The organism is Nonomuraea sp. bgisy101 (assembly GCF_057708945.1).
The window spans coordinates 252,506-272,029 of sequence record NZ_JBYITD010000010.1 but is presented as its reverse complement, the minus strand read 5'-3'; the positions used below and the strand labels follow the sequence as shown (position 1 = coordinate 272,029).

The following is a 19,524-nucleotide window of genomic DNA, read 5'->3' as shown; positions in this document are numbered from 1 at the left end:
GCTACTCGATGGCTTTGTCCGCCCAGCGCAGCAGGAACGACACTCCATCCCAACCTGAGTACGCGATGTGCCGCAGCAGCTCGGGACCGCGGTGCACGGCTATGTGGGCGACGAAGTCAGGGTCGCCCACGGTGCCCATGAACGCGACCGAAGTCTCGTCTCCAGGGTGGAGACGGACGTCTGGCCACGCCAGGCGGGCGGCGTTGGTGGACAGCCGATTCAGCAGCGCCTTGACGATGGCGATGTCGTCGTCGGTCATGGGGGTCAGCCTGTCAGCGAGCTGGGCAAGACGTGGCAAAGCTGGCGGCGTCGAATCGCCCCACGTTCTTCGCGCTCGGGCTCGCAAGCCTTTCGCCGTACTCCGAGCGATCACGCCCTTGAACCCAGGAGTTTCCGGCGGCCGAACGTTCCAGGTCCGATTCGACGAGAGAGTGATCGGCGGGGTTGCGACGCGCGGCCTCGAGCCGCAGGTCAGCGCGGTGTTTCAGCCACCTGTACCCGGGTAGCGTCCGGGGGATCTGGAGGCAGGAGCCGCGGATGTCCAGGATCACACTCACAACTGCCGCCCGCGAGGCGCTGCGCGCCGATGAGGTGGTCTTCTTCGACTGGCATGCCACCGGCCTGTGCTGTGCGGACGCGGGGGAGTTCTCGGTCAGGGCGCTGCGGCGGTCCAGCCTGCCCCGGCGCGCGCGGCCGCTCGGAACCGATCCGGTGTACGCCCACCCCATCGCCTGGACGCACCTCGCCGACATCCCGGTCACGATCGACTGCCGCCCGCTGTGGCGCTGGCGGCGCTTCACGACCGATCTGCCGCCGGACGCCGGGCTGCGGTGCTGCCTGGGCAGGCCCGTACGGGGAGGTGAGCGGTGAAAGTCCGTTCCGTCATCATCTGGACGGTGGTCGCCGTCATCAGCGCGGCGGCATGGGGCGTGCTCGCCCTGTCCAGGGGCGAGAAGGTCAACGCCGTCTGGCTGCTGGCCGCGGCACTCGGCTCCTATGCCATCGCCTACCGCTTCTACGCCCGGTTCATCCTGCACAAGGTGCTGGGCGCGGACAACCGCCGGGCCACACCCGCCGAACGGCTGAACAACTCCATCGACTACCACCCGACGGACCGCCGCATCCTGTTCGGCCACCACTTCGCCGCCATCGCCGGGGCCGGGCCGCTGGTGGGACCGGTGCTCGCGGCCCAGATGGGCTTCTTGCCCGGCACCATCTGGATCATCGCAGGCGTGATCTTCGCCGGCGCCGTGCAGGACATGGTCATCCTGTTCTTCTCGATGCGGCGCAACGGCAAGAGCCTCGGGCAGATGGCGCGCGAGGAGATCGGCCCGGTGGGCGGGGCGGCGGCGCTCATCGCCGTCTTCGCGATCATGATCATCCTGCTGGCGGTACTGGCGCTGGTCGTGGTGAACGCGCTGGCCAAGTCCCCCTGGGGTGTCTTCTCCATCGCGATGACCATCCCGATCGCCCTGTTCATGGGGTTCTACCTGCGCAAGATTCGGCCGGGCCGGGTCGTGGAAACCACCGTGATCGGCGTCGCGCTGCTGGTCCTGGCGATCGTTGCCGGCGGTTGGGTTCAGGAGTCGGACTGGGCGTCCGCCTTCACCCTGAGCCCGTCGGCGCTGGCACTGTGGCTGATCGCCTACGGCTTCGTCGCCGCGGTGCTGCCCGTGTGGATGCTGCTGGCTCCCCGCGACTACCTGTCCACGTTCATGAAGATCGGCACCATCGCGCTGCTGGCCGTCGGCGTGGCCATCACCATGCCCGTACTGCAGAACCCCGCGTTCACCGAGTTCGCCTTCAACGGCAAGGGGCCGGTCTTCGCCGGATCGCTGTTCCCGTTCGTGTTCATCATCATCGCCTGTGGAGCCCTGTCGGGATTCCACTCGCTCATCTCCTCAGGCACCACGCCCAAGATGATCCAGAAGGAGACCCAGGTCCGGATGATCGGCTACGGCGCCATGCTCATGGAGTCGTTCGTCGCCGTCATGGCCATGATCGCGGCCTCCCTGCTGAGCCCCGGGCTGTACTTCGCGATGAACTCGCCCGCGGCGGTCGTCGGCACGACCGTCGAGTCGGCCGCGCGGGCCGTCAGCAACCTCGGCTTCGTCATCACGCCCGAGCAATTGCAGGCGGCGGCGCAAGCCGTACAGGAGGAGACGCTGATCGCGCGGACCGGGGGCGCGCCCACGCTGGCCGTCGGCATCTCGCAGATCTTCTCCGGCTTCCTCGGGGGACCGGCGCTGCAGGCGTTCTGGTACCACTTCGCGATCATGTTCGAGGCGCTCTTCATCCTCACCACGGTCGACGCGGGTACCCGAGTGGGCCGCTTCATGCTCCAGGACACGCTGGGCAACCTGTGGAAGCCCCTCGGCCGGGTGAGCTGGTGGCCAGGGCTGACAGCGGTCAGCGCGGTGGTCGTGGGCGCCTGGGGATACTTCCTCTACCAAGGGGTCAACGATCCGCTCGGCGGAATCAACCAGCTCTTCCCGCTCTTCGGCATCGCCAACCAGTTGCTCGCCGCCGTGGCACTCACCGTCGGCACCACCCTGCTGATCAAGAGCGGGCGGCTCAAGTGGGCGTGGGTGACGGGGATACCGTTGGCCTGGGACGCCGCCGTCACGCTGACCGCGAGCTACCAGAAGGTCTTCTCCACCGATCCGCAGCTCGGCTTCTTCGCCCAGCGCGCCCGCTTCCAGGAGGCGCTGGACCGGGGGCAGATCCTGGCTCCGGCCAAGTCGATGGACGCGATGCGGCAGATCGTGATCAACTCCACTGTCGACGGGATCCTCGCCGCCCTGTTCGCCATCCTGATCATCATCGTGATCCTGGACGCGGCCCGCTTGTGGACGCAGGCCATTCGGTCCAAGGAGCCGCTTCCGAGCACCGAGGCGCCGTTCGAGGAGTCCAAGCTCGTCGCCCCGGCCGGGCTCATCGCCACCCGCGAGGAGCGCAGGCAGATGGCCACCACGGCGGAGAGTCGGTAAGGCACGTGGCGGTCGTTCGATCATGATCGGCTGGGCAGCGGGCGGACGAGGGCCTACCGGCCGTAGGGCTGATAGGGGTAGCGGCTGTAGTAGTCGCCGAGCTGCTGGCGATAGGTGGGGTCCTTGTAGGTGTTCTCGTCGAACTCCGGAGCGTCCTTGATCTCTTCCTTCGTGCGAGCGACGTAGACCTTTCGCTCTTGCTGATCGATCCGGGTGATGGTGCCGGCGGGCAGAACGACCTTCTTGCCGAAAATCCAGAACCCGGTGTCGACGACGATGTAGCTCTCGCCGACCGCACTGCTCTCCTCGTCCACCGTACCGATCTTGCCGTCGGTGGCCTCGACGTCGAAGCCCACCAGGCTGACGTCCGTGCCGGAGTCGATGCCTTCGCGGTAGCTCCACGGTTCACTCATCTCGCCACCCCCTGGTTGTCGACGCTGTGGCCGGTCAGCTACCCGGCCAAGCCGCACCAAACGCTCAGTCCTGGGGGCGCCGTGGCGCCCCGCCCGTTCGTAAGGAACGATCAAGCGGCCGCCCACGCCGCCTTCGGCCAGACAGCGGAAGCCCCTGCCGGAACCGCGACGACGGCGGTGTGGCGCGTCCCAGTGGTTGAGGTCGCCCACGACCGAGATCGGGCCGGGGAGGTCGGCGGGCAGGGTGAAGATGACCTCATGGAGGGTCTCCTATCGCGTCTGCTGGGCGGGCGCGGGCCTGGGCGGGGACGGATGTCGCGCCGGCGCCAGTGGAGCATCCGGTCTCACCCTTCAGCCATGGCGGGGCGCTGCGGGCGCTGACGGCAAGCCGCCGCGACACCAGTGAGGCCGGCTTGATCAACCCTTGCGCGTCGTCCTGGCGACGCTCCACATCGGTGGAGGCATCTGGATCCCCGGCTGAGCCGCAGGCAACGAAACCTTGGCGGTTCGCGCGCCGTGCCGAGAGCGTTTGTCCTGGTAGTGAGGGAAATTGTCTGGTAGGCGAAGAAGGGGCGGTCGTCATGGGCGAGATCGGCGTGCCGGGGGCGCTGGCGTGGCCGCTGCGCGTCTCGATGCGCAGCGGCTCTTCGGCTGTCGTGATCGCCCTGCAGGGGCAGTTGGACCTGTCTACCAGGGCGCTGCTGACCGGGGAGGTGGTCATGGCGCTGGCCCAGCCGGCGTCGCGTCCGCCCGCCGTGATCGTGGATCTGTCCGAGCTGGTGTTCTGCGACTCCTCAGGGCTGAGCGCGCTGATCGGCGCTCGTTGGCGGATGGAGGCCGCCGGGGGTCGCCTGGCACTGGCTGGGGCGCGCGGCATGGTCGAGCGGCTCCTGCGCCGTACGTGCCTGGACCACGTCTTCGACTGCCACCAGACGGTGGCCGACGCCGAGTTCGCGCTGGCCGCCCCTTCCCCCGCCTGAGCGCACATACCCGCGCAGAAGGCTGCGGCTCGTGCGTATGTCCGGAGCCCACCAGCCGCGGTGTCGCTCCCTGATGGATCACCGCGGACCCGGCCGAAAGCAGGTCGTGATCACCACGACCAGGATGGCTCCAGGCACGCCATCCACAACCGCCGCTCGACCTGCGAGCCTGGCTGCCCTGCTACAAGCAAGCGGCCGTACCCGAAGGACTGCACTGGCCACGTGGACAAGAGGCCCAGGCGGACGGGTGGCGGGATCGTCTTCCGCAGGTGGAAGGGCAAGGCCAAGCTCACCCTTCAATGGACCAACCCCGCCCTCCAGCCCGAGGACCGACGCCTGATCCTCCTCGGCGCCGACCGTGAGCAGACGCCCGAGGAACGCCTCGAAGCGAAGCAGCGGGCCCATGCAGACGATGACCGACCCGCTCACGTGGCGGCTCGCCGGGCTCCCGCCAAGCTGCCGGCGAAGCAGCCGCCCCGGCATGGACGGCCCAGCACGATCTTGGGCCTGTGCCCGCACAATCTCTCTGCGACAACTACTCAAGATTTCTTGGAAGGATCGCATGCTTGCGGGCAAACAAGGGTGTGATCACTGCTCCTGACGTCTTCGAGGCAGTCTTCGAAGCCCATTACGAGGAGATCCGGCGCTACATCGGGCGCAGGCTCGACCTCGATGTGGCCGAGGATCTCGCCGCGGAGACGTTCCTCATCGCCTTCAGGCAACGTGAACGCTTCGACTTGGCCATGGGCGGGGTCAGGCCGTGGCTGTACGGCATCGCGACCAACCTCATCGGCCGCCACCGGCGCGCCGAGGTGCGCAAGTACCGCGCCATGGCCAGGACGGGGCCGCCACCTGACGACGAGGGACACGATCAGCGGATCGTGGACAGGCTCAGCGCGAGCGTGACGGTCGACCGGCTGGCGGGGGCGCTGGCGCGGCTGTCGAAAGGGGAGCGCGATGTGGTGCTCCTCATCGCGTACGGCGGGCTGGGCTACGACGAGGTGGCGGCGGCGCTCAGGATCGCCTCGGGGACGGTCGCGTCCCGGTTGAGCAGGGCCAGGACCAAGCTGCGTGAGGTGTTGGGATGAACGAGTTCCAGGTCATCGACTCGGTGATGCCCGATGTGCCGCCCTCGTCGGCCGATCAGTTGGCGGCGGCGCGGGAGAGGGTATTCGCGACTGCACAGGTTCTCCCGGCTTCCAGGGCGCGGGCGGGCGGAAGGTCGTGGACGGGGACGGCGCTCGTCGCGGCGGCTGTCGTGCTCGTGGCCGGCGCGGTGGTGGCCCTCGTGCCTCGACATGCGGTGGAGCCGGTCGCGGTCACGCCCATGCAGAAACTGGAAGCCGCGGCCGCCAGGCTGGCGGCGGCGCCGGAGGCGAAGGGCCGCTACTGGCGACGTGACACCGAGGACGTCATGCGGACGAAGAACGGCCCTCCCTACAAGGTCGAGGAACGGGCCATGGAAGTGCTCGCCTTCGGGCCCAACCGCGAGGTCTACGGCTGGCGCGAGCCGATATCGTCGAAGCCGTACACGGCCGAGGGTCTGAAGGCGTGGCGACGGGACGGCTCCCCCCAGCTGTGCCCCGCCCGGGGGTGCGACAAGAACATGCCCGCATATGCCTCGGCGGACCTGGATCTGGGGCTGGAGCTCGCCGATGGGCTGAAGCCGACGCTGACGGAGCTGCGGAGCCTCCCCAAGGAGCCGGCGGCGCTCAGGGCGCAGCTGCTGGAAAGCTTCGACTCTCAAGTGGCCGCCGAGCGCGAGGCGTGGCTCAGGACGGCCGCCTCGCGGCTCATCACCTCACCAGCGACGCCTGGCACCAGGGCCGCCGCCTATCTTCTCCTGGCGAATTCGCCGGACGTCAAGGTGGTCGACGACATTCCCGGGACGTTCGGGCTCGACGGGCTGGCCATCCAATTCACGGGAGGGCAGATCGTGATCGACCGCAGGACCGGCCAGTTGCTCGGGAAGCAAGGTCTGACTCCCGAGGGCGTTCCCTGGCGCGCCGAGATCGTCAGGAAGGTGGGCTGGAGCGATGTGCCGCCGGTGCCGCCGGCGAAATGCGTCCGCTGTACGGCCCGGCTCTAGAACACGCAGACGCTGCTGACCTATTACCAACCCGAAAACGACAAGAACGCGCCCGCCTGCACTGGCGGGCGCGTTCAGAGTGCTGGTGGTAAAACCCGCGGTGGCCGGGCCGCAGGTCGTGCCAGCCACCGCGGGCAGAGATCTCCGCGCTCAGGAGCCGGAGCGCGAGAAGACTCTGCCAGACACCGAGGATGACGGTGGGCATCCGCTCGAACAGCCCGGCTGGCGAGGTCCCCCCGGTCCTGACCGTTGGCAGCCGAAACGTTGGCGAAGAAGAGCATGAAGAACACAACGGCAAGGGTGCCCGTCGCGATCGAGTAGGAAGCCCATCCGCGCCACTTGTCGCGAGCAAAGCGCCTTACCAGCACGAAACAGGCGGCAGGGAGGGCGATGAATACGATCGGACTCGTGAGGTTGTGGATGGAACCGCCCAGGCTCGCGACAGCGGGCGTCGCCGCAGGGTAGCCGAGGGCCGGGTCCGTCACGAAGGACCGATGGCGATAAGGCCGAGCCTGACGATGAAGAACAGGAGCGTGAGCAATCCGTAGAGCATGAAGTTGACGATCTGTATCCAGCAGGAACTCCTTCGCCTGGCCGAAGTCGAGAAAGACGCCCGCGTCCACGACGCCCGCACACCGCCGCGACTCTCCTCATCGAACGGGGCGTGGCCATCGGCGTCGTCCAGGAAATCCTCGGTCAGGCGCTACACCCACATCACAGCGACACTTTCAACAGAGGCAGCAGCTCGCATGGGCCGGACTCTCTGGCGACTGGGCGGGCTTCCAGATCATGGAGATCGGGGAGTCCGCCCAGGTCGTTGGTGGTAGGGCGCTCGGGGCTCGAACCCGGAACCTACGGATCAAAATCCGACAGAAATTATGCCGGGCCCTGCCGCACCGTATTTTAATTTATCGCTCTGTCTGCACATGTCGGTACCTAGAATGTCCAAGGATGCCGCCCGGTGATATGCCATATCAGGTACCGACGGGTGGCATTCCTTGATCGTTCCTATTCGCATGAGATTTACGAGCTGTTATCCTCGCAGCCCGCAGGAGGGTTTGATCGGGCACTCGGCCCATGCCGCTCGCCGCCTGGCCCGGGCCGCTCCGCTGCATGCTGTCTCGGTCTCGGTCACGGACCCCGGGCGAATCACCGACCTGAACATACGCCGCCGAGACCGGCTCGGCTAAGGATGTTCAGGTCAATGTGGTGTCCGGGTTGTCGTAGCGCCCCGACTCATAGGCGTAATCGTCTACGTCCATCATTATCGGGTGGGGTAGAGGTGGCTTCTCGGGTCTCCTTCGTCGCGTTCGACCAGGATAAGGGCCTGTTCGGCCTGGTGCGTGGCCGCTTCCAGTCGTAGCGGGGATGAGCCGTATGGCTATTGCGCGTTCATCTCGCCTGGCTTCGCACAGATTCCGGTTCGGGTTGAGCGAAGACCGTGGGTGCTGTTACCTTCGCACGGTGGACGACAGGCGTGCACGGGCGGAGATAATCGAGGATTTCGCAACTACCCTGCGGGAACTGCGCAATGCGGTCGGTAATCCACCTTTCCGGGAGATGTCCGGCCGGTCGGGGGCGATTTCTCACACGACGTTGCACGAAGCCACGAAGGGTAACCGGCTCCCGAGTTGGGAGACCACCGTCGAGTTCGTCAAGGCGTGCAACGCGGACCCGGCCACGTACCGCGAACTCTGGGAGAGAGCGAACAGGGCGATCAGATCAGCGAGCGCCGGGAATCCCTCAATGCGCGTGGACACCTCGGGGGACCGTCCGTCTGGTGGACTCGCAGTCTCCGCCACAGGCGCCGCGGAGCTTCGTACCGTGCACCTTGCCAGCAGGCCGCAAGCGCCCCGGTCGACTGGCGAGACCTCGGCATTCGTGCGTACGCCGCCGCCACCGTCCGACGAGCTCGCGGGCGACGTCCAGCCTCCGCGCCCTGCGCCGGGGAGCAGAGGGCGATTACGGCTGACCCGCCCGGCCGCGTTCGCGGCAGCGGCTGTCATCATGGGGGCAGCGGTCCTCGTCGTGGCCGCCGTCAATCGCGGCTCCACACCCGAGGGACACAGTCTGAACCCGACCGGCAGCCCATCGATTGCCGCGCCGCCCCCAGCCGATTGCCCAGTGCGTTCGACCAACCCGCCTTGGGCCCCGCCGTTGCACAAGGGTGATGCGGCCGTGTTCATCGAGGATGTCACGCTTGCCGACTGCACGCGCGTCCGTCCCGGCAAGACCATGACCAAGGTATGGCGGCTCAAGAACGCCGGGGCCGTGCCGTGGAAGGGATATTTGCTGCGTCGCCTCGACGTCACGCAGCAAGCTGATCAATGCCAGACCATTCCCGACGTGCCGATCAAGGACACGCAACCTGGCGAGACAGTCGACATCCGGACCGTCATCACCACGCCCAAGAAGCCGGGCTTGTGCTACGTGCGATTCAAGATGGTGGACGCTTCGGGAGCGGTCGTGTTCCCCGGAAGCCGGCCGATCAACTTCCAGATCATCGTCGATGGAAACTAGTTCCCCGCCGTGCGTGACACGGCGGGGAACTAGAGTCGGACGGTCTCAGGGGGGTCAGGAGCTGAGAACGATCCCCGTGTAGTAGTGCTGGAGGATCCTGGAGTAGTTCCAGCCCGCTCTGGCCTTATCGCGAGAGCCGTTCTGCGACATCCAGTCGCCATCGACCCAATTTCCGCACGCCGTCGTCGTAGCGCAGTATTGGGCTCGGAAGATCTTCCCGTTGCGAGTCAGCCGGGCGCCCCAAGTCGCGTCCACCGCGGCGCTCGTCACCGCCTTCGCGGAGCCGGGCTTGTACACCTGACTCGACGTGTGGTCGTAGACGTCGAAGCACTGGCCGCTCGCCGTCTTGCGGTTGGAGTGCAGCGCCCAGTACCAGCCGAAGTTCTTCACGGCCATCGCCCCGGCCTTGAGGGACTCGCTCGGCCAGCTCGACACCCACTCGTTGGGCAGGACGTTCTTGACGTAGGTCTTGAACTCCACCCGCTCCACACGATCGAGGGACTTCCGGTACACGAGGATCGTCGTGGGCAGCTTGGTGTCCGTGCCGTCGGTCTTGCACCCGGTCGGCGTCGGCGGTGCGGAACTCAGGAACTGGTGCGAGGCGTTCTGGTTCTTGAGATCGGGGTTCAGGTTGCCTTTGGTGCCTGGGGCGAAGTCCTGGTAGGTGCCGGCGTGGCCGCTGTTGAAGTAGACGCGGACGGTCTTGCTGCTGCGGTTCCAGGCGGAGGCGGCGGCGTTCTTGATGCATTCGCCCTTGCCGTTGCCGGGTCCCTTGAAGTCGTAGCAGGTGGGCTGTGTGGTGGCGTAGTCGTCGATCGATCCGGTGAAGTCGGAGACCGATCCTTGGTTGTTGCTGTTGAAGTAGTAGCAGAACTCGCCGGTATCGCAGATGCCGTCGCGGTTCGCGGCCGAGGCGGGCGATGCGGTGGCGAGGACCGTCCCGCCGAGCGCCATCACGGCGGTCGCCGCGGCGAGCCGCGAGATCAGCCGGACATTTCGTAAAGGCACAGTTGTCGTCCTCTTCTTGTCAGTGGCCGCTAAGCGTTATCGGATGCTGTAGCCCTGGGAGTTCCAGAACGAGGTCGGGTTCGGGTTCTCCAGGTGCGGGTCGCCGACGCTCTTGGCCGCACGCGTGTACCGTCCGGGGCGCATCTCGACGTGGGTGTGTGCGGATGAACGGCTCGACACTCCATGCCACGACTCGGTGGCGATGATCTGGCCGCGGCTGACCTGCTGGCCCACGCGCAAGGAGGACAGCGGAGCGGAATGCAGGTAGATCACCGTCTTGTTTAATGCGGCGTTGTAGATGGCGATCGTGGAAAGTCCCGCCCTGCCGGTGTATCCGCGTGCAACGTTGATGACCTCGCCCGCCACCAGGTTGTGAACATTCGAGCCCACACCGCGGGCGATGTCGATGCCTTCGTGCCGGCCGGAGGTGGAGGTGTAACCGTCGAACCCGCAGGTGATCGTGCCGCTGGCCGTGTAGAGCGAGAACGACATGTTGCTGCGCGACGATGATGACGGGCTGAACTGGTGCGAGGCGTTCTGGTTCTTGAGGTCGGGGTTCAGGTTGCCTTTGGTGCCTGGGGCGAAGTCCTGGTAGGTGCCGGCGTGGCCGCTGTTGAAGTAGACGCGGACGGTCTTGCTGCTGCGGTTCCAGGCGGAGGCGGCGGCGTTCTTGATGCATTCGCCCTTGCCGTTGCCGGGTCCCTTGAAGTCGTAGCAGGTGGGCTGTGTGGTGGCGTAGTCGTCGATCGATCCGGTGAAGTCGGAGACCGATCCTTGGTTGTTGCTGTTGAAGTAGTAGCAGAACTCGCCGGTATCGCAGATGCCGTCGCGGTTCGCGGCCGAGGCGGGCGATGCGGTGGCGAGGACCGTCCCGCCGAGCGCCATCGCGGCGGTCGCCGCGGTGAGGATCCTGGCTAGCGTTCTCATGCTGTTCTCCTTCTGTCTGCGGAGCTGGGATTCTGAATGGTCTGCGGAGCCTGGGTTTCGGATGGACGAGTCAGCGGCGCTGGTACTCCTCCCAGGTGCGGATGGTCACCTTCGGGCCGTCGTCCGGGCCACGGCTGGCGAGTCCGTTCAGGCCGAGGTAGTAGTCACCGATCTGGTGCTGGGCCTGGCCGGAGAGACTTGTGTCGCTGATGGCAGCGGCGTGGATGTGCCACGGCCAGTTGTCTTGCTGGGGGCTACGCAGCCATGCGGCGAAGCCGACAAGGCGCAACGCGCGGACGACCGCGGTGCGGGTGGCGGAATTCATCCCCTTTACCGAGATGTCGACGACGCCGCCGCCATCGTGGGTGCCCGCGGACGTGGGGTCGCCGCCGGGGTTGTTCGAACCCTGATCCAGCTTGAGGTCGCGGCCGAGCAGCCGCTTGGCCTCCGCCAGCATGCTTCGTGTGCGGGTGTTGACGACGAAACCGCCGGTCGACACCGGGGTGCCCGGGTCGATGACGTCGGTGACCTTGAATCGGCCGGCACCAAGCTTGGTGAGCGACGTCTTGCCTGGCAGGCCGTTGGCGTCGAGACCAGTGAAGCCGAGCGACTTCTGGTAGTTCGCGTAGGCGGTGACCGTTGTGGTGCCGAAGTAACCGTCCACCCACTTCGCGTCGAGGAAGCTTCGGTCGCGCAGCGCCTGCTCAACGAGGAGCACGCTGTCCTCGGCGCCCGGGGTCAGCGTGCTGTCGGGCCGCCGCGGGTCGATCTGGGCCGCCTTGACAGTGGCTTCCATATTCACGCTCGGAAGGGCCTCAGCGTCGGCCGCCTGTGCCGCCGACGCCCCAGACACTCCAGTCAGCGAAGCGAACAGGACGGCCGCCGTGAGGGCAGCGGCGCATGAGGGCAGCTTCATTCGTTACTCCTGGTTCAGGGGCTGGGGCGATTCCTGCGTGGCGGAATCCAACGTTTCGGTTCGCTCACGTGTCCGCTAGAAGATCGGTGTTGTCAGCCTGTTCGACAGGCTCCTCCGTACGGGCGTACGCGCCGTTTGACAGGTGATCCGATGGCGAGAAACGCCAGCTCAGACCGGGTTATGAGCGGTACATGGGCTCGCGTTCGTCCAAGATGACCCCACAGATGCCTGAGGCGGCCGCTTACGAGGGCGGCTCGGTTCTCGAACGCTCCGCGAACGGCCGGCGGGTCCCGTTGCCGCTCGATGCGGGGCTTGCGTAACTGAGGCCGATATGGCCGCACTACAGCAGGCCGACGACTTGCGGGCTCAACTGGCTGCGGTCGGGAACCGGCTGCGGAGTCCGGCCACCAGGAGCGGCCGCGGCGGCTGATGGCCGACGGCCGGCTCCGACACGAAGGGACCGAGCTTTGCGCGAGCGCTGGCCGCTCAGCTCATGGCAACGCACAACCCAGCGAGTACGAAAGACCTGCCCTAGCCGCCAAGGCGGATGATCCCCCGCGTGGCCGCCACGGTCACGGCGGCGGTGCGGTCGTCGACGTCGAGCTTGGCGAAGATATGCAGCAGGTGGGTCTTGACCGTGGCCTCGCTTATGCATAGGTGGGCGGCAATGGCCTTGTTGCTCATCCCCTGGGCGACCGCGCCCAGGACCTCGATCTCCCGGCCGCTGAGGGCGCCGGGCGCGTCGGCGCGCGCCCACGACACCATTCGGGTCGCGATCGCCGGCGACAGGGCGCTCTCCCCTCGGGCCGCCGCTCGGACACCAGAAAGGCCCTCACCCGGTTTCGGGCGAGGGCCTCTTTACTGCGGAGGATCGGGGATTTGAACCCCGGATGGTGTTGCCACCAAACCGCATTAGCAGCTAGGAGCCTGATCGTTCCAGGGCGTTCTATGTAGCCCGATGCGGCAGGGCGTTCCCGCTGGAACAGGGTGGTACGGCGCGGAACTGCAACCCAAACTGCAACCCTTGTCGATCTTCGTCTGCGCCAGCGGACACCTCGCCTCCGGACCATCCCGTCTGCCGTCGACCCGCCCGAAGGGGAAGCGGGCCAGGGCCACCAGTACCAGATGGAGCGCCCCACCGGACGAACGATCTGGTACTGGTGGCCCTGGTCTGCTCGGCTTGTCCGGGGTCGCTGGCGGGCGGGATGGTCAGGCCTCAACATCAGCCAGCAACAGCCCTGTCGGGTATGGGTTCTGGCGATGACCATCCCGGAGCCGGAGTGCCCGGTCTGTAACCGGGAGAGGAGAAGGGTCTTCAGTATCTCTCCCTTCGATGTTGGAGGGGCGACTCGAACCGTTCGCCTATTTGGCTGGGCAGGGTGAGTTGGACCTGGACTGAACCTCAGGGGCACCGCACACCTGTCCCAGATCTTGGCCGAGACGAGTGCAGCGCCCTGTGGGAGTTCTGGCCCGATATCGAGCGCTGTAGGGTGCGACATCGACGCGATCATCGGAGGACGCAGTTGGCAGGAGGTCACCGTGAGCTATGACCTGGCCGTCTGGGAGGGCGTGAAACCCGCCGATGACAAGATCGCCGGGGGTGTGTACGAGGGCATGATGGAGCTGATGGAGAAGGACGGAGACGTACCGCCGACCCCTCGAATCCGCGCCTACGTTGACGCCCTTCTCGAACGCTGGCCAGACATCGACGAATCCGAGGACAGCCCCTGGTCGATGAGCCCGCTGATCGACGCGGCCAACGGCTCACTCATCTACTTTCCAATGGTGTTCAGCATGGCCGAAGAAGCCTCAGCCTTCGCCGCTGGCGTGGCCAGCGATCATGACCTGGTCTGCTACGACCCGCAATTGGAACGCCTGCGCCTGTAGTCGTTCTCGTCGTTCAGGCCATGCCCGTCGCCCTCTCATTACGCCGGCGCACCGCGTCGCCATACGACCGGAAGCTCAGCATGGGGGTCTTCTAGAACTATTACCGAGCGATGGGCAGACAGGCCGCGGCGGCCAAGCCGTACGATCCCATGCTGGAGATGGGTATCGGTTCCAGCTGGTCCGCCTGGACGTGTCCATTTCTATGAGGCGGCTATGTACGGGCCCGGGTTGCAACTAGACCAGGCCTATAGCCGTGTGATCGCGAATTGGGTCCAGCGCGACGTTCACCAACGTTCTTAAGCGCGGAGTGTTCAGCCATCCCATCCCATCAGCTGGACTAGAACAAGCCTCCGGGTGTCCACTGCAGCTACCACTCAACGCTGGCCCCTAAGGGAACCTCTCTGGGTGAGGGTCCGTCTTTGGATGTCGACCAGTAGGCGTCAGAGCCAGAAGGACATCTAGGGAAGGATACTGGAGTCTACCGGTCTTGAGGCTATCGGTCATGGTCGTAAACCGTCGTCTGAGCTTCCAGGAGAGTTCCTCCTTGGCACTCCGCTTCGGAGGTGGTATGCAGGGCAAGACGCTGAGGTCACCACTAACTGACCCTGAAATTCAGACACTCTGGGATCAATGTGCGATTCGGCGTGTGTCAATCTTGGTCTTGTAGTAACGTCCTGGGGATATCCGCAGTGAAGGAAGGAAGGGTCATGTCAACACCGATTAGCGTCACCCTTACCGTTCGCAGCGAGTCTATCCAGCAGGCATATACGGCCTATCGTTCTGATCGCTATAGAGTGAACCGCCGCTATCAGCGTAAGCTTGTATGGAGTGTCGAAGAGAAGCAGCGACTGGTGGATTCCATCATGCTCGCTCTCCCGCTCCCCCTCTTTCTGGTAGCTGAGGTTACAACCTCTCCCGACTCGCCGCTTGAGCTTATCGATGGCATGCAGCGCCTAAATGCGATTTTTTCGTTCATCGAGCAAGAATATGACTTTCAAGGAGAGTATTTTGATCTAGATACTCTGGCTGACACTAAAGCTCTAAAGGATGACAATAAGCTAACGCAGAAGACGCCTAAGCTGGATCGATCATCTTCGGTAACATTCGCCAACTACTCTCTGGCGCTGTCGGTTTTTAGAGCTGAAAGTCAGAGCTCTATCGATGAAGTATTTAGGCGAATCAACTCTGGCGGCCGGCGCCTGTCTAGGCAGGGACTCAGGCAGGCGGGAACAATCTCTCCGCTTGCAGATCTCGTTCGTCGAATCTCTTCTGAGATTCGAGGTGACACGTCTCCGGACGATTCTATTCCTCTTCGACAAATGCCGATGCTGAGCATAAGTAATCGCAATCTAGATTACGGCGTACTGGTAGATGATATCTACTGGGTGAAGAATGGCATTTTGCGCCGAGAAGATGTTCGCCAGTCCCTGGACGAGCAGGTAGTTCTCGATATTCTGATCGATTGTCTTGTGGATCCGGTGCCGTCGTCAGGCACAAAGGTCAGAGACGATTATTACAGTTTCAGTAATACTGTAGAAGAGACAACAAGTGAGGCAGCCCAGCAAATCACTAATCTCATCTCCATGTATGGTGAGGAGCGCTTAGCGAAACACTTCATGCAGGTATACGACGTTATCCGAGCGATCACAACTAACGCAGAAGCTCGTTTCGGTAATCTGCTTGGTGTTCCTCCCACAGGGCGTGGCCCCCGGTATCTTCACGCTCTCTTCCTGGCGCTATGGGAGCTCATGTTTAAGGATGACCCTAAGCGTCACGTCCACGACGTCCCTGCTGTGGTCGGGCGGGTGAGGGGTATTGCCGCCGCAGCGAATATTACGAGCGGTGGCGACTGGGAGTCGGGGTCAAAGCGACAGACTATTAATGCGTTTAAGGGTATACTCGCCCCGACGATGGAGGAGGTCGCCAATGGGCAGGAGGAGGATCCTGCTCGCTTTGGTTGGTCCAGTCAACTCGAAACTCTGCTCACCAATTCGCTAGTCGAGCACCAACTGTTTGACTGTAAGCAAGGTTTCTATACGCTGACTGACCACGGTAGGGCGTTCGACGATGGAGCGCTAGCCAAAGTTGCGCGTACCCTAACTGCTATATGCAATACGGGGAGTAGTCATACCGGCTACATCGCAATAGGAATAGCCGACAAGCAAGAAGATGCTGCGAAGATCGAAAAACTAGACGGCGTAAGGGCTGTCCGTTTCCGCAAGTTTGCTATATGTGGACTGGAGCGGGAGGCAAATCTTCATGGTGACAGCCTCAGCGAATACTGGTCCTGGTTGGTGAGGAGATTGTCTACGCACCCAAGCCTCTCTGACGGGTTTGGGCGTAGTATCGGGCGAAATGCTCGACTCATCTCTTATGGCGGTCTCGCAGTGGGGGCTTCTAAAAATCGAGCCATCGAGAGAGCCGGTCTTCTTCAATGGAAAGCTCTATGAGCGAATCGGCTCTGACACGAAAGAAGTGCCTCAGCAGGACTATATGCGGATCTTCACCAAGTTTGCCCAGAGATAAGGCTTTCTAGCGCGGCGCCTCGCCGGAGGCTTCTTCCACTGATGGATTCGCTTAGGTCTTCGGACTGGTTGGCAATCGCGGCACTCTTGATCAGCCTAGCGACCTTTGTGTTGACGCTGGTCAGAGGGCAGCGAGCGGCTGCCTTGCAAGCGCGTCTAGAGCTTATGGAGAAGATCGACAGAGACGGCTCATACAGGTGTGAGCTCGTAGTTTCTAACGTGGGCAACCGGGTAGCTCGCGGCGTCGATGTCGCCCTGCTCTACGAGGGCAAGCGACAGGAGGAGGACGCAGCCGAAGATTGGATACCCGTGGCCGTGATTCACCCAGGCCAAGAGTTCCGGCTGCCGTGCTATCTCCACAGCGATGATCTGTACGGCGATCGTCGGTGGGAAGCGCAACTACGATGGCGGACGGGCATGAGGGCGAGATCCATACGGCTCTGGGTGCCTCCCACGATCTCAACGAAGCCGCTTTGGTAATTCGGGGTAGCTTGTGAAGTGCGCGGCCCGAGTGGCGGGCGCGCGCGAGAACGGCCCCCAGGCCGCACGCGCAGCGTGCGGCCCGCAAGCTCTGGCCGCGTGGCGGCGCTTGCGCCGCCCTTGATACCCATGAGAACAATTCGGCAGTGATCTGGATCAGCGTCTGAACCGATCGTCGTACGGGTGGTAGAACGCTGGATGTGGACGATCGTCGAGACCGCCTGCGGGCACTGGGTGAGTTGCTCCGACGACTACGCAAGGATGCCGGCCTCACTGGGAAGGATCTGGCGTCGCGGGCCGGCGTGACTCAGCCGACGATCTCGCAGATCGAAACGGGCCAGTTGCTGCCGCTGCCTGAGACGGTTGAGCGTCTCGTGGAAGCTCTGGAGCTTTCCAGGGAGGCGCGAGCCGAGTTGGATGCTCTGCTCACACGCCTGCGGGACGAGGTCTCGCGACTGAAGGGTGGCTTGGCGGGTCGGGAGTCGGCGAACGCGGCCCGCGTGCGAGCGGCGCATCGGGTGGCCTCGTTCCAATCGGCAATGATTCCGGCCCTGCTCCAGACGGCCGAGTATGCGCGGTTGGCTCTCTCGATCGGGCGGGACGTCGATGAAGACGCCGCGTCCCGGGCCGCGGCCGTGCGCGTCGAGATGCAGAGCATCCTCTTCCAGCCAGGGCGGGAGTTCTCGTTCGTCCTCACGGAGGGGGCGGTGAGGACGTGGCCAGGGCCGGCGTCCCTGATGCAGGCGCAGCTTGATCGACTGGGGCAAGCGTCCACGCTGCCGCACGTGCGGGTCGGTGTCGTTCCTTGGTCGGTGCAGGTGCCGCGCTTCGCTCTCCACGGGTTCACGATCTTCGATGGCTCGGCAAGCATGGTGGAGAGCCTGACCGCTGAGCACACCTTGACCGATGTCGAGGATGTGCGGGTTCACGTTGAGACCTTCGAGGCGTTTGCTGGGGTCGCGGTGTACGGGGAGGAGCTCCGGTCGCTGCTTGGTCGCGTCGCTGCGGAGTTCCGGCAACTCGACACTCACCCGAAGTGACTTATTTATAAGTGGAATAACTTGAGTCCTCGCATGGGGGCTCATACGCTGGCGGCATGGTTGTATAGCCCCCTAGACATCGGAGCCGTCCATGTCCTCCTGGCGCGTGAACCGAGTGTTCCTCGGCTCTGCCATCTCGGTGCTCGAAGCTCGCCGCTTCGTCGCCGCATTCCTCCCGACCTGGCCAGACCTCGACGACGCCGTCCTCATCGTGAGCGAGCTCGCGACCAACGCCGTAAGGCACACCAACAGCGGCCGTCCCGGTGGCCGCTTTATCGTCTCCCTCGAAGTCATCGGCTTGACCTTGGGTCTGGCCGTACAGGATGAGGGCGGCCCTCGTACTCCGCGCCTGCTCCCGCTGTCTCCGACAGAGATGGGCGGGCGGGGCCTGGCGCTCGTCTCGGGACTGGCTGCGAAGTGGGGCGTGGCCGGCGACGACAACGGCCGGACGGTCTGGGCTGTCCTGGAGGCATCGCCCCTCGCCATGGTGCGATCCTGATGTGCTTCGCTCCACACCCGGCGCCCCTGTCGCCGGAGTACGAAGAGATCGAGTGGGAAGCTCCGCGGAGGGACGGGCGGGTTCGCGTCGTCGAGTGGACCTGTGACTGTCGGCGGGTCGTCTACGAGCTGCGCAGGTCGGGCGGTCTCTACTACCTCCGCAGAACCGCTCGGGGAGAACGCCAGGCCGAGTCCGGGCGGGTCATCTGGACGGAAGCCCACAGGCTGTGGATAGCGCTCTTGACTGGTCAGGCGCGTTGACGCGCGGCGTTCCTAGACGGCGATCAGCGATCCGGGCAGTAAGTCGAATTACCGGCGAAACCCTAAGATCTGTGCTGTCAAGGGGGATAGACGGTGAATCGTCTAGGGGCCTAGACTCGGCGGAGCACCACGGAAAGGGAACCACCGTGCCACCGAGTGACCTTGAGCGGATCGCCGCGATCGAGGACCCGTACTTGCTGATCCGTCAGGCCACCGAGCGACTGAGCGCGGCGCAACAAGAAGTGACCGAGTTGGCTCGGCTCCGTCGCCGAGTGATCCAGGAGCTTCACGCACAGGGCATCTCGTATGCCCAGATCGCTCAGCAGGCAGGGCTGTCCCGCGGGCGTATCCACCAGATCAAGCACACGGGGCCGGCGCCTGAAGGCGTCTTCCTCGGTACGGGCACGATCACGCTGGCCACCCCTCTCAAGCGGGAGGCCAACAACGCCCGTCCCGTCGTTGCCATGGAGGACGTCACCGCTGCCAAGCGCCTGGAGGACCTGGCGCGCGGCTTCGATCTGTCCATCAACCTCGAACACGTCCCCCTCGATGGCGACGTCGACCTGAACCGGCCGAACCTCATCGTGTTCTGCGGGCCGAGGCTCTCCCCCGTCATGGGGGCGCTGTACGAGTCGGACCCGGTATTGGAGTGGGTCAAGGATGGCGCTTGGACGCTGCGGGACCGGCGGACCGGCGAGACGTATCGGTCGGGGGAGGACTCCGACCCGGTGCGCTCGGTCGACTATGCGTACCTCGGCCGACTGTCCCGTCCGGACGGGCAGGGCAACGTCCTGGTGTTCACCGGCATCCACCCTCGGGGCACGCTCGGCGTGGTCGACCTGATCACGTCCGAGATCGCGACGTTGTGGGGGCAGGTCGGCGAAGAACGGTTCTCCACCGTCGTCGAGGTGGAGTACGACCCGGAGACCGGGGAACCCGTCAGGTCAAAACTGGCCAGCCCGCTCTACCGCCACGACAAGGAGAGTTAGC

Annotated in this window: 19 protein-coding genes; 12 read left to right on the top strand and 7 right to left on the bottom strand. The window is 64.7% G+C overall.

The features are described from left to right. Position 1: 1 nt before the first annotated feature. Complete coding sequence (locus AC3EO4_RS21120) at positions 2 to 259, bottom strand: hypothetical protein (RefSeq protein WP_431897254.1); 258 nt, start codon at positions 257 to 259, stop codon at positions 2 to 4. Between the two features lie 278 nt (positions 260 to 537). Here AC3EO4_RS21120 and AC3EO4_RS21115 point away from each other — a divergent pair, with 278 nt between their 5' ends. Both AC3EO4_RS21115 and AC3EO4_RS21110 read left to right on the top strand, forming a co-directional pair. Further along, positions 538 to 870, top strand: a complete 333-nt coding sequence (locus tag AC3EO4_RS21115) for a hypothetical protein (RefSeq protein WP_379572698.1) — start codon at positions 538 to 540, stop codon at positions 868 to 870. Continuing rightward, positions 867 to 2,990, top strand: coding sequence for a carbon starvation CstA family protein (locus tag AC3EO4_RS21110; RefSeq protein WP_431897252.1), 2,124 nt, complete (start codon positions 867 to 869; stop codon positions 2,988 to 2,990). The genes AC3EO4_RS21115 and AC3EO4_RS21110 overlap by 4 nt, the downstream gene beginning before the upstream one ends. 53 nt (positions 2,991 to 3,043) lie before the next feature. On the opposite strand, the gene AC3EO4_RS21105 is transcribed toward AC3EO4_RS21110, so the two are convergent. Further along, complete coding sequence (locus AC3EO4_RS21105) at positions 3,044 to 3,613, bottom strand: PRC-barrel domain-containing protein (protein WP_488186349.1); 570 nt, start codon at positions 3,611 to 3,613, stop codon at positions 3,044 to 3,046. A 371-nt stretch (positions 3,614 to 3,984) separates the two neighbouring features. Between AC3EO4_RS21105 and AC3EO4_RS21100 the strand changes: the two genes are divergently transcribed. The 3 genes from AC3EO4_RS21100 to AC3EO4_RS21090 all read left to right on the top strand — a co-directional run bounded on the left by AC3EO4_RS21100 (position 3,985) and on the right by AC3EO4_RS21090 (position 6,472). Continuing rightward, positions 3,985 to 4,383 (top strand): STAS domain-containing protein, encoded by a 399-nt coding sequence (locus tag AC3EO4_RS21100; protein WP_431897250.1) that lies wholly within the window; start codon positions 3,985 to 3,987, stop codon positions 4,381 to 4,383. A gap of 566 nt (positions 4,384 to 4,949) precedes the next feature. Further along, entirely contained in the window at positions 4,950 to 5,471 is a 522-nt protein-coding gene (locus AC3EO4_RS21095; protein ID WP_431897248.1) for an RNA polymerase sigma factor, read from the top strand. After that, the gene (locus AC3EO4_RS21090) at positions 5,468 to 6,472 is read left to right on the top strand and encodes a hypothetical protein (RefSeq protein ID WP_431897247.1); all 1,005 of its coding nucleotides are present in this window, start codon (positions 5,468 to 5,470) and stop codon (positions 6,470 to 6,472) included. The genes AC3EO4_RS21095 and AC3EO4_RS21090 overlap by 4 nt, the downstream gene beginning before the upstream one ends. A 74-nt stretch (positions 6,473 to 6,546) precedes the next feature. Here the strand turns inward: AC3EO4_RS21090 and AC3EO4_RS21085 are convergent, their stop codons facing one another. After that, a complete protein-coding gene (locus tag AC3EO4_RS21085; protein ID WP_431897352.1) occupies positions 6,547 to 6,957 on the bottom strand; it encodes a DUF998 domain-containing protein in 411 nt (136 codons plus the stop codon). Between the two features lie 1,693 nt (positions 6,958 to 8,650). Between AC3EO4_RS21085 and AC3EO4_RS21080 the strand changes: the two genes are divergently transcribed. Further along, positions 8,651 to 8,992 (top strand): NBR1-Ig-like domain-containing protein, encoded by a 342-nt coding sequence (locus tag AC3EO4_RS21080; RefSeq protein WP_431897245.1) that lies wholly within the window; start codon positions 8,651 to 8,653, stop codon positions 8,990 to 8,992. A 54-nt stretch (positions 8,993 to 9,046) separates the two neighbouring features. Here AC3EO4_RS21080 and AC3EO4_RS21075 read toward each other — a convergent pair whose 3' ends face one another. From AC3EO4_RS21075 to AC3EO4_RS21060, 4 genes are all read right to left on the bottom strand, one after another. Further along, positions 9,047 to 10,000, bottom strand: coding sequence for a peptidase inhibitor family I36 protein (locus AC3EO4_RS21075; protein ID WP_431897243.1), 954 nt, complete (start codon positions 9,998 to 10,000; stop codon positions 9,047 to 9,049). A gap of 36 nt (positions 10,001 to 10,036) precedes the next feature. Continuing rightward, a complete protein-coding gene (locus tag AC3EO4_RS21070; RefSeq protein ID WP_379572685.1) occupies positions 10,037 to 10,927 on the bottom strand; it encodes a peptidase inhibitor family I36 protein in 891 nt (296 codons plus the stop codon). 70 nt (positions 10,928 to 10,997) lie between these two features. Then, complete coding sequence (locus AC3EO4_RS21065) at positions 10,998 to 11,843, bottom strand: peptidoglycan-binding domain-containing protein (RefSeq protein WP_431897241.1); 846 nt, start codon at positions 11,841 to 11,843, stop codon at positions 10,998 to 11,000. 531 nt (positions 11,844 to 12,374) lie between these two features. Continuing rightward, entirely contained in the window at positions 12,375 to 12,608 is a 234-nt protein-coding gene (locus AC3EO4_RS21060; RefSeq protein ID WP_431897239.1) for a response regulator transcription factor, read from the bottom strand. Positions 12,609 to 13,382: 774 nt separating this feature from the next. On the opposite strand from AC3EO4_RS21060, the gene AC3EO4_RS21055 reads away from it, so the two are divergent. The 6 genes from AC3EO4_RS21055 (at position 13,383) to AC3EO4_RS21030 (ending at position 19,523) form a co-directional block, all read left to right on the top strand. Next, a complete protein-coding gene (locus tag AC3EO4_RS21055) occupies positions 13,383 to 13,730 on the top strand; it encodes a hypothetical protein (protein ID WP_431897237.1) in 348 nt (115 codons plus the stop codon). 707 nt (positions 13,731 to 14,437) lie between these two features. Next, positions 14,438 to 16,180, top strand: a complete 1,743-nt coding sequence (locus tag AC3EO4_RS21050; protein ID WP_431897236.1) for a GmrSD restriction endonuclease domain-containing protein — start codon at positions 14,438 to 14,440, stop codon at positions 16,178 to 16,180. A 117-nt stretch (positions 16,181 to 16,297) separates the two neighbouring features. Beyond that, a complete protein-coding gene (locus AC3EO4_RS21045) occupies positions 16,298 to 16,735 on the top strand; it encodes a hypothetical protein (RefSeq protein WP_488186348.1) in 438 nt (145 codons plus the stop codon). Between the two features lie 200 nt (positions 16,736 to 16,935). Next, positions 16,936 to 17,775 carry a helix-turn-helix domain-containing protein gene (locus AC3EO4_RS21040; protein ID WP_431897234.1) on the top strand — a complete coding sequence of 280 codons (840 nt, stop codon included), beginning with the start codon at positions 16,936 to 16,938 and terminating at the stop codon, positions 17,773 to 17,775. Between the two features lie 106 nt (positions 17,776 to 17,881). Next, positions 17,882 to 18,274: an ATP-binding protein gene (locus AC3EO4_RS21035; RefSeq protein ID WP_431897233.1), complete on the top strand. Its 393-nt coding sequence runs from the start codon at positions 17,882 to 17,884 to the stop codon at positions 18,272 to 18,274. Between the two features lie 406 nt (positions 18,275 to 18,680). Continuing rightward, positions 18,681 to 19,523, top strand: a complete 843-nt coding sequence (locus AC3EO4_RS21030; protein WP_431897231.1) for a sigma factor-like helix-turn-helix DNA-binding protein — start codon at positions 18,681 to 18,683, stop codon at positions 19,521 to 19,523. Position 19,524 lies beyond the last annotated feature (1 nt).